This is a genomic window from Richelia intracellularis HH01 (genome assembly GCF_000350105.1).
Taxonomy (GTDB): Bacteria; Cyanobacteriota; Cyanobacteriia; order Cyanobacteriales; family Nostocaceae; genus Richelia; species Richelia intracellularis.
The window spans coordinates 1-14,832 of record NZ_CAIY01000080.1; the positions used below are offsets into that span (position 1 = coordinate 1).

Here is a 14,832-nt window from a genome sequence, read left to right on the forward strand (position 1 = left end):
GTAATAATTAAATTTCTAGTTAAAACTTAAATACAAAATATCTGCTATTTAGTACCATAGTGATGGAATAAGATGATGTTAATTTAAATTTATATAAGCCTAGGATAAGCTAATTATATAAAGTTTTATGAGACTGAAAAAATTATAGTGGTAATTTTAGTCTTATTATGGCAATTTTATTGAATAAATATATTCTTAGTATCAATAAAATATATCAATGTAGTGAATTAGTAAAATAGCGATAGGATAACAAGTAGTTTAGTTTATCAAGTATAGTTTGTAAGAATAATTTTACTCCAATTAAATACTATATTATCATTAACAAAATATTATATATAAGCATAAGTACTTCAACTATGATAAGCTTTGAGTGTTTACTCCGAATATAATGACTAGATATATACTGATAACTAATTTAAGACTAGGTCTCATAAGTAGATTTACTAAGTCCAAATTTTTCATTACAATCTTTCAGATTATACCTAATAGTAAATACTTAGCACCGCTTGCAATTAAAAGATAAAGACTTAAAGTAAAAGGCTATTATATAAAATATTTATCTTTTTTAGAGCTTCTCTCTAGTAAAATTTAGTAATACTATACTTGTAGCATAAAATTAGTAAAGGAAAGTAATGTTAAGATCTAGTGCTTGATGATACAAAAACAAGAACGACTTTACCATGGTTGTTAAAATCAATAAACCTACAATCCCCACACTAAATCTTATAGTTGAAACTTTTTCCTCACCTCTAATATTTTAAATATGTTATTTTGTCTGAAGCTATTATGCTTTCTTATAACAAATTCATTTAAATATTAACAGTCACCATAGAATTAATAATTACTATAAAAATAGTAATTGCAATCATTTGAATATAGCAAGTTTGTATTACTAACTGATGGTGGGATATATCTCAATATTATTTATTAGTATATGTAGCTAGAGCTAAAATTATTAAATTTGATCGTAACGAAAAACTCTACATTTTTTTAGTTGGTAATATATACTATGTTTAAGTTATCTTGCTTTCGGCCTATGATATGTTCATCTTCTGATACCTAATATAATTACTAAAAGATCAAGACATTATTTTACTGCTTTGTTAGAAAAGTAGACTGGATGAGATAGCACAGTTTAATTTATAGACTCTCTACAATTTCTGTGTATTTGCTCGACCATCTACATTTTAAGATAAGTAATGAAACTAAAATCTATAGGTGGTCGCTTGATTACTTTCATAGATAATAGATAAAACCAAAAACATTTTTTAGAACAAGCAAACTCACTAAATGCGTATCTCTTTGAATTGGTTACGGGAACTGGTCGAAATTAAACTTAATCCTGAGGAATTAGCCGAGACTATTACCATGTCTGGGTTTGAGGTGGAGGAGATTGAAGACTGGCACACTTGGGCAGATGGTGTGGTAATTGGTAAAGTAGCACAATGTCAACCTCATCCTAATGCACATAAGTTAAGTGTATGCCAAGTAGATGTTGGTAAAGGGGAACTATTAAATATTATTTGTGGTGCTTCTAATGTACGCACAGGTATTTATGTGCCAGTAGCACTGGTTGGCACATACTTACCCAAAATCGATTTAAAAATAAAACCAGTAAACCTAAGGGGTCAGATGTCTTATGGTATGCTTTGTTCTTTAAAAGAACTAGGTTTATCTACTGATATTGATGGTATTCATATTTTCTCCCAAGAACATTTGCAATTAGGGGCAGATGTACGACCTCTTCTTGGTTTAGATGATATTATTCTGGACGTAACTTCAACTGCAAATCGTTCTGATGCCTTGAGTATGGTAGGTATGGCTAGGGAAGTAGCTGCACTTACTGGTGGTAATTTAAACATCCCTGAATCTGCTCCTATACTGTTACCCCAAAATATAGGTAATTTGAGTTTAAAAATTAGTGAGCTTGCTGCTTGCCCAGCTTACTTCAGCACCTTAGTTAGAGGCGTGAAAATAGCTCCTTCTCCTGCCTGGTTAAAACAAAAACTAAATGGTGCGGGCATAAATCCTATCAATAATATTGTTGATATAACTAATTATATATTGTTGGAATGGGGACAACCACTCCATGCTTTTGATAGTCAACGTTTAAAATCTATAGATGGTAGAGAGAAAATTACTATTGGTGTCCGTTTTGCAAGTATAGAAGAATCCTTAAAAACCCTGGATGGAAAAACTCGTAAACTATCAACGCAAAACCTTGTAATTACAGCTAATGATAAACCCGTAGCCTTAGCAGGCATCATGGGGGGAGCAGAAACAGAAATATATTCAGGAACGGAAAATATTGTTCTGGAGGCAGCCTTGTTTGATCCAGTTGTTATCCGTCGTTCTTCCCGCAGTTCAGGCTTAAGGAGTGAATCTTCTGCAAGATATGAAAGAGAGGTTAATCATTTCTGTTTGGAGATGGCTCTTTACCGTGCTCTCTCCCTAATTGAAGAATTAGCTGGTGGCACAATTGTTGCGCAAGAAATAGCAGATAATCGTCCTGATTTATCTATCTGTAATCGTTCTATTGAACTTCGCTTAGAACGTATAAATCAGGTTCTTGGTCCTGTAGAACTAGGAGATAATAATATAGACGAACTAACAAGCGTAGATGTGGAAAACATTCTCACTGCTTTAGGATGTAAATTAACAACAAGCAGTCATGCAACCTGGACAGTCACAATCCCCCCATACCGTTACCGTGATTTAGAGGAAGAAATTGACTTAATTGAAGAGATTGCGCGTCTTTATGGTTATGAGCGCTTCTGTGAGACTCTACCGGAAAAACCAGAAGCTGGTTATTTACCTATAGACCAAGAGTTGCTACGGAAATTACGAGCTAGTTTTCGTGCAGAAGGTTTAACAGAACTCATGCATTATTCTCTGGTGAAACCAGGAGAAGATAAACAAATTGCTCTGAATAATCCTCTATTCGCTGAATATTCTGCCTTGAGAACCGATTTAATTGCTGGGTTAATTGATGCATTCCAATACAACTTAGAACAAGGAAATGGTTCTCTAAATGGGTTTGAAATTGGTAGGGTTTTCTGGCAGGAAGAAGGACTACAAGAGACCGATATGATAGCAGGAATCATGGGGGGTGACATTATCTATAGCCATTGGCAAAATAGTGGTAAGGAAGAACCAATGACTTGGTTTGCAGCTAAGGGAATCTTAGAAAGTGTCTTCACCCAAATGGGATTAAAAGTAGAGTATCATCCTGATCGCCAAGATTCTCGTCTCCATCCAGGACGTACCGCCTCTTTGTGGTTAGGAGGTAGTAAACTGGGAGTGTTCGGACAATTACATCCCCAATTACGGCAAGAAAAGGATTTACCGGCATCAGTGTATGTGTTTCAACTAGACTTAGATGTAATATTAGATTTATTAGAGAGAGATGAATTTCTGATTTCTACCTTCAAATCTTATTCTAGTTATCCTGTTTCTAATCGTGATATTGCATTCTTTGCCCCCATCAGTATCAGCGTTGCCGACATTGAAAAAGTAATTATGAATGCTGGTAAAAGTTTATTGGATTCTGTAGAATTATTTGATGAATACCATGGTGAAAATGTACCTTCAAGACAACGAAGTTTGGCATTTCGCCTCACTTATCGGGCAAATGACCGTACCCTTAAAGATAATGAAGTGGAAAACATACATAATAGGATCCGAGAAGCTTTGGTAGAAAAATTTGGTGTTAGTCTTAGGAGTTAGAAAGGGTTATAAGAGTGATATGGTGAAAAGCTGAAGAGCCTACCATTATTTGCTCTTACAATCCTAGTTCCATATATGATTGTGTGTTTGCTTTAACTGGAATATAAACCAATTGAATATTAATGGGAACTTACTTAAGAAGTTAAGGCTACTTGTATAGTGTAGATTAAGATAATTTTCTTCAATGATTGTTACAATCCAATTCGACAATTGTAATAATTTACTCAAAATCGATAAAATATATGGTAAAAAAAATTCAGTTCCTCCTTTGAATGTAATAAATAATCCATAAATTGATGCTTACATTTCGATTTTTATTTACTTTTGGGAAATTTTTTTAACTCCTAAAACTTAGTATAAATTTTGAATTTAACAGCCTTTGCTATAGTGAGAATAGTTAATATTATCTAACTTTATGATAGTAATAATTCAGTTTGCGAAGGCTGATTCAAGGAGTAAGCTGATTTACTAGGTAAGAATTTAATAAGGCATTTACAAATTTCAATTTTATATATAAACTAAAAGTATTTTATATTATAAACTAATATAGTTTGTTGAAGAGAATTAAGTCTATCCTTGAGATCATTGAAACCACTTTTAAATAAACCCAATAAATGGGAAGATAGCAATTTAGTTTTTATGATTAAATATAAAATGTATGCTTGTAATTGCTTTGCGAGAACATATAAAAATAAGATAGAAATATTTTTAAGTAAAATAAACTGAACAAATATTAATGAAAAGAAGTCATACATATCTTAATGAACGAGAACTGGTTTAATTGATTTAATAATAATTAAGATGTATTTTGTATTTACAGAGATATGAAAAATAAGAATAGATAAATATATATAAACTTATTAAAAAAATTTTGTATGGTGAATTTACCTATCCTACAACAAACTTGATAAATCAGTATTTTTTTATACTTTTCCATTCAATAATAACTACTAATAACTATCCTCATTAGCACTTCTCAATAGTAGATTAATTTGGCTTAATTATGCTTGCATTTTATTAATGAATGGTTGTATATTTTTACTGAATATTTTACCTTAAAATATTTTCTTGTTTGTCTTTTTAAAATGCAAATAGTTTTGCTAGTCTCTCTTTTGGCTTCAAAATTCTGTTAACAAATATAAGGTATGAATTAGAGTTGAAACTCTAATTCATACCTGTGCAGCTTATCAATACGTTAAGATTGTTGTAATAGAAGTATCATTTTGCAAATATCATAATATAAGGCTGATAAATCTTTACCCAGCCTTTAGTCATATTCTTAAAGTAATTATAAAAAGGTAAGAGGAATTTATGTTGAGTTATAGCTGGTTAAAAACCATATACCAACTTACTATATTTAGATTTATATCATTATTTAGATTTCTATCATTTAATAACCCGATTCTCTATCCCCATAGAAATTTTACCTTTAAAGGTTGAATCATTCATACCTAATTATGGATTTTTCAAAATGCTATGAATTCTCATTTTCACCTATTTTGACGTTGTCATATATTCGATTTATCGTGTATAATTACTTTTTCAGTTAAATATTACAATAGTTATTTTAACTATATAAATTTCTATTCATCTTAAGTTTATTGATTTATTTTTATATTTTTCTCACTATTGTTCATAGGAGACAATTTTCATCTTCCTACAAAAATTATCTCTAATATTTGACGTATTTATATTTTTTATGTCAAATCTGTATCAGTATATCTGCCCTTGAAACCACTCTAATCACTAGATTGTATTAGCATTACAAGTATCCTATTATAGGAATTGTATTGTTAGAAATTTTCTTAACTATTTATAATTACTCATTATCTCAGTACAATCCGCAGGTTTAATCGTATTATATTATTATAGGAGGGAAGAATTATGTAATCAGTAAATTATGAAGAATTGTTGGAACTACAAAACTACTATGCAAGACTTTATATTCAACAATTCTACAAGTAGAATAAAGAGATGGTATTCATCAAGATACTTTGTAAACTCCATTCCCGAATGAGGGTACTAATAAAAATGTAATTAATAATAGACCAGTATCTATACTATCAAGTGTTACCTTTTCCTTTGCCCATTGATTTATATGAAGTTCAGCAAGAATAATATTTCTCAGATTATCCAGAAAGTCATAGAAATCATATGTAAAGAGAGCACGGATGTTTCAATCAAAGCTGTCCAAGTTTTGCTTATGCTCAATGAATACCTGAGCATAATGTATATTAGCAAAAATCAGAATCTAACCAGTAAATGGTATCGTATTCCTACTAGATATAAAAGTTGAGGACTGAGAACACAGTGAATTTGATTCATACATCAAATAATCTCTCCTACACAAGAAAAATTTCTGATTTCACCATTATTCTCATAATCTAATAGAATAAATGCTATTTGTCAGTCTCATTAACAATATAGGGTTTTAATATAATCTCTTCTGTATATTCACTCAAATCTTAAGTTGATTACTTTTATTACTTTCTAAATCTCCTAGTTATCCTCCACCAAAAATTGTCACTACCTCCAAACGATCTCCATCTTGAATTGTGGTAGATTGCCACAATTGCCTGTGTAAAATCTCTCCATTATATTCCACAACAACCAATCTGGAATTAAACCCGAGTTTTTGAAGGACATCAGGTAATATCATTGGTAAGGGCAAACTATGGACTTTACCATTAACTTGCAGTTTAATATTGCTATGCATGGTTTGGGGTATAAACTGGTTGAATTCGGTTAAATTGGGATAAAAAGTATTGAGTAATTAAAGTTGGTTGCTCAGCTTGCATAATTGCCCTAACTATTGCCACGCGACTTGCCCCAGCATCAATTACATCATTGATATTATTGGTATCTATACCTCCAATGGCAAACCATGGAATACGAGCATTTTTTGCCACATAACTGACATAATCTAATCCAACAGGAGCTTTACCTGCCTTAGTTGGGGTTTCATAAACTGGTCCCACTCCTATGTAATCTACCCCTTGAGATATAGCATCTTGCATTTCTTGTGAATTTGTAGTCGATCGGCCTATCAGACGTTGAGTACCTAGCAACTGTCGTGCTGTGGAAATTGGCATATCTTGCTGTCCTAGATGGACACCATCAGCATCTATTGCCATGGCTAAATCTACCCGGTCATTAATAATAAATAAGGCTCCATATGAATGACATAGTTGACGTAGTTTTGTTGCTTGTTCTAGACAAACATTATCCTCTGCATTCTTATTACGGTACTGCACTAAAGCTAGTCCACCCTTTAGAGCTGCTTCTACAGTTGTGAGTAAACTTTCACTAGGAGAGGTAACAAGATACAAGTGTGCTTGTAATAACATTTGGTATCTTTTAAAACCCATTAAGTCACTTTCCAGAGTATATACACTATAGCGCATCTGTCTAAAGGCTTTGCCCATATTGGGATCATAAAGCTTGCTGTATTCTTCTAATACCCGCATTGCTTCTTGAACCCTGCAGAAGTTGGCTGAGAGTAGAGAATTAATACTACTGCGTTTTTCCTCTCTGACATGACTTAACTCTGTACCAGTATCTCCTGGAGTATCTCGTGCAGCTTTCATTTCCTCATGATGCCACTGGGCAACTTCCTGGCGGAGATTTTTAAACTTTGTGACTAGCTGGGGACTATTTAAGCCAAAACGACACCACTCCTCAATAATCCGCAGTCCTTCACGGGCACGATCCAAGTTGGTATCTAAAATACGGTAAACAACTTTTTGTATATCTTTTTTTCTACCGTACAAATCAGCCATTACAATATTTCCATCTGAGCCTTCTTCAATATAGCCATTTACTTTCATACTCACAACACTTTTTAGTTCTTTATTTCTTCGCTAAAAACTCAGGGTAATCAGATTCTGGTTTTCCAGATATATAAACTCCCGTGAAATTACTTTTTATTAAAACTAATTTGATTGGTCAATAGATTAACCCAAATTATAAATATATAGCTTATGGTTAGATTATAAGAGAATTGTTGCCCTAAGTAGTATCGTTGTATTGTATACGTACTAATGCTTGTGTGTGAGTTTTCTAGAAGGGATCTCTGGGCTTTCTTTTACATTTATTTTTTTACATTGAAGATAACTGCTATCTCGTTAACTAGAAACTTTGTGTACTTTTATGGGAATAAAAATGATTTACAAATATGCCAAATGCATACCAAGTGATTATAGTGGTTAGAACATTATTTACTTCAGATTAAAACAAGATAATTTTGACATCCAACTAATTTCTCAGGTTCAGGTGTTATTTGTCAACTAATATATCAGATATATCGGAGATGAGAATCATTTAGTTAGTTGGGTGGTAGTAATTAAAAATTTAGTTGAGAAATATTATAGATAATTATTTATAGTAGAAAGTAAAATTGTGCCCGGAAGAGCTTGGAAATAGTAAATCAAACTATCAGAATTTGGCTTTTAAGAAAAATAAACCTAATAGCTACCATAAGTATGAAGTTCCACAGCTCTCACGGGATTAATAATAATTAATATAGCTTATGGTATTTCAATTGAAATAGATTCTGGTTTTCTTAGGGTTATAAAACAACCAACAAATAGTGGAAAATATCCTTATTTTCCATTTATAGAATCCTGGAATTGTAAACTGCCTCAGTAACAAATACAGAAAAATCATCAGGAGTTAAATTAATTTGTTTATTGTATACACTTATTACTGTGGGTTTAATACTCATTTGATTCATTTGATGTTTTTTATTTCTACTATCTGGCCACTAAATTTTCTGTCTCCCTTCATTTGATAACAAATATAGTATATTCCGTTCTTACTTTTATGCTGTTGTATCTGCTTTAACAGCTTGATTTTCTGTCTTAAATCTCCCCTGCTACTTCTATAGCCTCATTAATACCCTAACCACATTAGGTTGAGCTGAAATGCCAAATTTACTGCTGTAGATTTGCTGTCTACACTTACCAGTCTAAATTCGATGATGGATTTTGATCATAAAATTTTAATCATAAATGTGTATAATTTATTAACTCCCCATCTCTATTGTGTGTTGTTTAAACTACAAATCAGGCAAGGATATGCCTTAGTAATGAGATATGTTCTCAGGTTAATAGTCTGCTGGTGTGTGTTTTAGTCAACCTTTCTTATTCTAGTCATTATGTATTACGGCGATTTGGAAACAGTTGGGTAATAGGGGTTAAATGCTCGATAGAATAGTAAACTTGCAATATGTACTTTCCAGGCCAATTTCTTGTCTTGCAATCAATTCAAGTATAATTATGTTTCTTGGGATAATACTTTGAGCATGGGTGCAATTTGCATTTACATGAAAATGGTTGTGAATCTGATGCATTTTCCCCTATAGAGTTATATCTCTAATCCTTTAAAACAATATTTTTTCACTTACTGTGACTATGTTGCAGCTGTAACTTTAGCCTGGAATAAAATTATAAAACCGAAATTCCAACAACTAGGAATACTCAATTAGACTTGATATAAATAAAAATCAATGTTCCGAGAACAAAATTTCTTACATAAATTAAGTTCTCAGTGAATTCATCCACCGTAATTCCAGCCAGTTGTTTCTAATAGTAGTTGCTTCCCCTCACGGTGAACTACAGCAGCAATTACCTCACCTACATAAATAGTATGATCGCCCTTTTCAACTAAATCAACTACATTACATTCCACATAACCCAAAGAATTAGAAATAATGGGACAACCTGTTTTAGTCAGGTAAAATTCTACATCCCCAAACTTATTACCTACCCTACCAATAGGTTTAAAAAACTTTTGTGCGATATCTTTTTGTCCATCTTCTAAAAAACTTATGGCAAATACACCACTAGTTTTAATCATTTGCTGAGAGGTAGAATCTTTCCTCACACAATTAACTATTAAGGGAGGTTGAAAAGAAGCTTGCATTAACCAACTAGCTGTAAAACCATTCAATTCTTCTCCGTTATTTACCCCACATATATACAAACCATGGGGGATTTTTCGTAACATGATTTTTTTTGCTTTTTCGTCTAGCATTAATTAACTCTACAAATCGGAAATTTTATAAGTCATTAATAAACCCAATTGATATAAAAATAACATGAAGGTATTATCATTTCCAAAACTTATGGGATTTATTTGGAGAAAATAAGCTTCGAATCGGTTTTAGCAAATTGTGCAAGTTCCTATAAGTAAAATGCAGAGCCCTGAGTCAATAGTTGAGTTAGCTAATTTCCTTGGATTGCCTTAGAATGTTTTTACTGTGTTCTGGAAAATAGATTAGTTTTAATAAGCAATATTACAGCAGTTTGCCAAATATGTGACTGGATTTATATGAATATTAGGGAATTATTAAGTTAGTTATTATATATGTGCTCACTAACTACTTTCAGCCATAGATTTTTTGAAAAATACTCTGGAAGAAGATTAAATATCCCCATGATCAAAGTTTTTATGAAAGTTTGCTAGATGATTTGTTTTTAATTCTTATCCCAACTATTTCAAACCTGTACAACTGTCAAATCCACATAATGTCATATAAGATTTTGTAAATGCTCAACTTTCCTTACGTAATTCTTTCTATTTAACCTAATTTCCTCGATTAAAATAACCGCCAGATGAAACCTCTTAATCCAGTGTAAAATTGGCTTTTTGAATTCAACTTTACAAACTGCACTCACAATCTCTCCTATAACTGTAAAGATAAACTAGCTATTTTTTCTCATGGTTGGACTGGAACGCTATATCCTCACTTGATGCTTATAATACCATGTAACCCTTGGCTATTTTTATATTGCCACTGTTTATGTTATATGATGTGAACCCTAATACTTACCTACATTATCACAGACATCCTTGGGCTCAATTTTTTTTCATGATGGGGACAAAAATAAAATATCCAAATTCTACAGATATAACTTCTTTTCCTTGATCCTAAGATATGATAAAACTTTCTTAAATAAAGGGTTATGTTTCATTTATCTGATATTTCATATGTCTGTATAACAGGCAACTGACATACTAAAATTCTTTGCTTTTCGTACATACTTTGAAGTATGACTTAAAAAACCGATTATCTTTACTGGTGTGAGAATTAGGGAGTTTTTCTTTTCAGGGTGTATTAATGTATGGTCTCTACACTCTCTTAGTTATCTTCAATACTTGACTTATCCTACAGTTACCTTAGAATTTTAATTTTTGTGATTTCTCTTACTAATTAGATATTATTATTCAGTCCATAGTAAAATTGCAAATAGGGGAGATATAAAGTAAAAAATCGAAAGTATAAAGCATATATTTATTTTCTCTCCCTACTGACTTATATTAATTATCCTCTCGGTCTGAATAAGTGAGTGTGTTCCGGGTGATATAATTGTGATCTGTGTTGGGCAGTTTCTACAGGAAATTGCGTAGAGTTCTCACCAACAACTCCCCTCAGTGCAGGACTAATTACATATAGTGTAGTACGAGTAAGATTTTCCTGATAGGTACAGTTGGTAATTTGATCTAGGGAAACAACCTTAATTTTCTCGTCATTCCAACCTAAGCGATATAAAATTGCAACAGGAGTATCTGGTGCATAATGTTCTAGTAATTTTACCTGTGCGTTTTCAACATGATGAGCTGCAAGGTATAAACAAAGACTAGCTTGATGACTTGCAAGGCTACTTAATTCCTCCTTCGCCGGAACTTCTGTACGCCCACTCACACGGGTAAGAATAATAGTTTGTACTAATCCAGGAATGGTTAACTCTACTTTAAGACTGGCAGCGGCCGCTTGAAAAGCGCTGATACCCGGCACAATTTCAAAGGGTACACCTGCCTTTCTTAAAAGTTGTATCTGTTCATGGATAGCACTATAAAGGCTGGGATCTCCAGAGTGAAGACGAGCCACTGATTTTTTTGAACGTACCCCCTCTATCATTATTGGAATGATAGTTTCTAGGGTCTTGTTGGCTGTACGGATAATTTCTGCATCTGGTTTGCATATTTGCAAAATCTCTTGAGGGACAAGGGAATCTGCAAACAAAATTACATCTGAATTCATCAAAATATTTTGTGCTCTGACTGTTAACAAATCTGGGTTTCCGGGTCCAGCACCAACAATATATACGGAAGCAGATAGTTTCTTCATTTGCTAGTTGCAGTGTCAGAATTAGGTTTTTATAAGACAATTCACTTAAGTCAAATATCCTTCCTACAAAAAGTTGGGGATTTTAGTTACAAATTCCGGATAGGAAGTTCTTGCTCTGGTAAATAGAAGTGGTAGATGCACCCTGGTTAAGCCCTGGAGAATTCTCTGGGGCATTTTTTCAGCTATTGAGGAATAACTAAAATACAATTTTAGGGGGCAAAGAAATTTTGCCAGTTTATTTGTCTCAATCTTTACCTTCATTCCCTTGATTATTAAGAATAATGTCAGGTAAAGAGCGTTTAGCTATATATAACCACATTAAACCAACTAGTCCTAAGCAAATCCCAATAAGGCTTATTACCTGTGCTATTCTTAAGGAACCTAGCATTAGACTGTCAGTTCTTAAACCTTCAATCCAGAGTCTACCTAAACTGTAAGCTAGTAAATAAGTCAAAGCTAATCCTCCTGGCCTTAATTTTAATTTACCCCTTAGACTGCCAAAGAAAAGAAGCATTAATAATAAGAATACCACTAGATTCCATAAAGATTCATAGAGGAATGTGGGATGAAAATATTCAAAATTGGCTAAGTCTGGGGGACGACGTTCCAGAGGAATATATAACTTCCATGGTAAATCAGTAGGACTGCCGAAGGCTTCAGAATTAAAGAAATTACCCCAACGTCCAATGGCTTGGCCCAGAATCAATGAAGGAGATACTAAATCAGCTAATTTCCAAAACGATACCTTTTTCAGTCTAGCGAAAATCAAAGCTGCAATCACTCCACCAATAATAGCCCCATGTATTGCTATGCCACCTTGCCAAATAGCAACTATACGTCCTGGATTATAAGCATATTCTTGCCACTCGAAAATCACATAATACAATCGTGCTGCTGGGATTGCCCCAATTACTAGCCAAATAGCTAAATCACTGAGCAATTCTGGGTCTACATGGCAGCGCTTTGCTAGATATTGGGATAAGTTAACACCAATTAATACGGCTGTAGCTATTAACAAACCATACCAACGAATGGTTATTAGTCCAAGCTTTACCAAAATTGGACCAGGAGAAGTAAACTGAAAAGCCAAGGGCAATGTGGTAATATCCAGTGCCATGTAAAAATCCTGATATAGAGCAGATATGAAAAAATAACAATTAAGGAAACATATCATAATTAAGAGTAATAGAAATAAATCATTATTTTCCATCTTTTAATCATAATTAATCAGTGCTCCTTATAATGCAGATAAATTATCACACTGCCTTCTGATTGGTTTTGTACTTTGGTTAGTGAGTTCATGTTCGAACAAATAAATTTGAGCTGTTTAACTGCGCGAGTACAGACAAGCTTTATAGGTTTTCAGTTATCATCGGTGTCCATTGCAACATAGAATTATTTAAAAGATACAGGAGCTTCTTTGTAATTTTCTGACAGATTGATAAGTTTCTGGTAGGCGATTTAGTATGGCGAATTCCTTGAGGTGCCTTTTGTAAGAAGGCATGGCAGGACTGCCACATAACAACTCTCCTGAACTAATACCACTGTGAACGCCAGCTTTTGCAGTAGTGGTTGCTCCATCACAAATTTTGGATTGGGAACCAATTCCTGAATGTCCTGCTAAAGTCACTCTGTTTCTTCTTTTTACCCCTCCTGCGATTTCTGACTGAGCAGCTATTGCGCAACTGGCAACTATTTTACAACCATCACCAACTTGTACAAGATTGTCGATTTTGGTGTTATGGCCAATTCTAGTCTTACCTACAGCAGGAAGATCAATTCTAATGTTACAACCTACTTCTACACCATCTTCTAGTATGGTCAAGCCAAATTGCTTTATTCTCAGCCATCTACTAAAAGTTGGAAAAAATACAAATCCTTCTGCACCGATTGCAGCAACACTATGAATTACACAATTTATACCAACTTTGAGTACGCTCATGAATAATACAATTAGCATGTAGGACTGTATGATTGCCGATTCTTACTTGAGGGTAAATTAACACATTAGGATGAATACATACATCTTTACCAATTTCCACCCCTTCTTGAATTACCACATTTGCACCAACACAAACTTCATTGCCAATTTTTGCTGTTGGGTAAATAACTGCTGAGGAATGTACTTCGGGGCTGAGCATTATCAATACTTTGAACCTTGGTAATTTCCGGGTTATGCTCTTGATTCAAGTCAAGGTTATAAGATGATATATGAGTACTATCTAGTTGTTGGATAATTTGGCTAAATTTTATCACTGTATTTATTAAAGAGTTTCTTGATAATAAAGTTATTTTCATTCTTTGTCATATCTTTAGTCCTACACCATACATAGAAACATCTATAATTTCCTTAAATACTTGAGGTGCGATTTGTAATGAGGTGAAAGTATAATGGACAGATTTTAGAGTGGATAACGTAGAATTATGCTTAATTAGCTATTAGTTCTCAATAATATCTTACCAATTACTGAGTGATAATTACACCTTCATGATAAGAAGTATACTATTTTATAGTAGCAATGAACTGCTAATTTATTTGAGTTCTATAGTATCAGAATTTGAGGTAAATTCTTTTCGATTTATTTCTGCTCATTAGTTGTACTGATAGCTACAGAAGATTTTTCATTTGCTTTGACTTGGGAGGATAATATTAACAGAATACACACTAAATATTATGGACAAATTCGTTAAGTGTTTTAGTGGCATTGAATAATTGATTCAACTATAAATATAAGGTTGATATAGTCTTGAACATGATCATAAAAATTACTATACGGTCAGTGCAAATAAATTATGAATCTCCTACTATATGCTGATTCCGAGTTGATGTGAGAGTATCAACCCCAGCATATTCATTTTTGATAATCGTATACCTGAAAAAAGTTGAATATGTCTGAACTCACAAAAGAGAGACTAACCTATAGCTATTATAACCTCACCAGATTTGTATTTTATATGTCCCCTATCTAAATTAA

8 protein-coding genes are annotated in these 14,832 nt (G+C 33.0%); 1 reads left to right on the forward strand and 7 read right to left on the reverse strand.

The window, feature by feature from the left end:
• Positions 1 to 1,290 precede the first annotated feature (1,290 nt).
• The gene (gene pheT, locus RINTHH_RS08480) at positions 1,291 to 3,726 is read left to right on the forward strand and encodes a phenylalanine--tRNA ligase subunit beta (protein ID WP_008235421.1); all 2,436 of its coding nucleotides are present in this window, start codon (positions 1,291 to 1,293) and stop codon (positions 3,724 to 3,726) included.
• 2,503 nt (positions 3,727 to 6,229) lie between these two features.
• Here pheT and thiS read toward each other — a convergent pair.
• From thiS to RINTHH_RS11280, 7 genes are all read right to left on the reverse strand, one after another.
• The gene (thiS, locus tag RINTHH_RS08485) at positions 6,230 to 6,442 is read right to left on the reverse strand and encodes a sulfur carrier protein ThiS (RefSeq protein WP_008235424.1); all 213 of its coding nucleotides are present in this window, start codon (positions 6,440 to 6,442) and stop codon (positions 6,230 to 6,232) included.
• Positions 6,435 to 7,553, reverse strand: a complete 1,119-nt coding sequence (locus tag RINTHH_RS08490) for a thiamine phosphate synthase (RefSeq protein WP_044304933.1) — start codon at positions 7,551 to 7,553, stop codon at positions 6,435 to 6,437. Before RINTHH_RS08490 ends, thiS begins: the two co-directional genes overlap by 8 nt.
• Positions 7,554 to 9,279: 1,726 nt before the next feature.
• Entirely contained in the window at positions 9,280 to 9,759 is a 480-nt protein-coding gene (locus RINTHH_RS08495; protein ID WP_008235429.1) for a flavin reductase family protein, read from the reverse strand.
• 1,291 nt (positions 9,760 to 11,050) lie between these two features.
• Positions 11,051 to 11,857 (reverse strand): precorrin-4 C(11)-methyltransferase, encoded by an 807-nt coding sequence (cobM, locus tag RINTHH_RS08500; protein WP_008235430.1) that lies wholly within the window; start codon positions 11,855 to 11,857, stop codon positions 11,051 to 11,053.
• A 244-nt stretch (positions 11,858 to 12,101) separates the two neighbouring features.
• On the reverse strand, positions 12,102 to 12,974 hold the full coding sequence (gene lgt, locus RINTHH_RS08510; protein WP_008235443.1) for a prolipoprotein diacylglyceryl transferase: 873 nt from the start codon (positions 12,972 to 12,974) through the stop codon (positions 12,102 to 12,104).
• 282 nt (positions 12,975 to 13,256) lie between these two features.
• Positions 13,257 to 13,799, reverse strand: coding sequence for a UDP-3-O-(3-hydroxymyristoyl)glucosamine N-acyltransferase (locus RINTHH_RS08515; protein WP_008235444.1), 543 nt, complete (start codon positions 13,797 to 13,799; stop codon positions 13,257 to 13,259).
• Positions 13,759 to 13,998, reverse strand: coding sequence for a DapH/DapD/GlmU-related protein (locus tag RINTHH_RS11280; protein ID WP_008235445.1), 240 nt, complete (start codon positions 13,996 to 13,998; stop codon positions 13,759 to 13,761). The genes RINTHH_RS08515 and RINTHH_RS11280 overlap by 41 nt, the downstream gene beginning before the upstream one ends.
• Positions 13,999 to 14,832: the final 834 nt, after the last annotated feature.

Coding starts and splice junctions, on each gene's coding strand:
- pheT (WP_008235421.1), top strand. CDS start 1,291: ATGCGTATCTCTTTGAATTGGTTACGGGAACTGGTCGAAATTAAACTT.
- thiS (WP_008235424.1), bottom strand. CDS start 6,442: ATGCATAGCAATATTAAACTGCAAGTTAATGGTAAAGTCCATAGTTTG.
- RINTHH_RS08490 (WP_044304933.1), bottom strand. CDS start 7,553: ATGAAAGTAAATGGCTATATTGAAGAAGGCTCAGATGGAAATATTGTA.
- RINTHH_RS08495 (WP_008235429.1), bottom strand. CDS start 9,759: ATGCTAGACGAAAAAGCAAAAAAAATCATGTTACGAAAAATCCCCCAT.
- cobM (WP_008235430.1), bottom strand. CDS start 11,857: ATGAAGAAACTATCTGCTTCCGTATATATTGTTGGTGCTGGACCCGGA.
- lgt (WP_008235443.1), bottom strand. CDS start 12,974: ATGGCACTGGATATTACCACATTGCCCTTGGCTTTTCAGTTTACTTCT.
- RINTHH_RS08515 (WP_008235444.1), bottom strand. CDS start 13,799: ATGAGCGTACTCAAAGTTGGTATAAATTGTGTAATTCATAGTGTTGCT.
- RINTHH_RS11280 (WP_008235445.1), bottom strand. CDS start 13,998: ATGCTCAGCCCCGAAGTACATTCCTCAGCAGTTATTTACCCAACAGCA.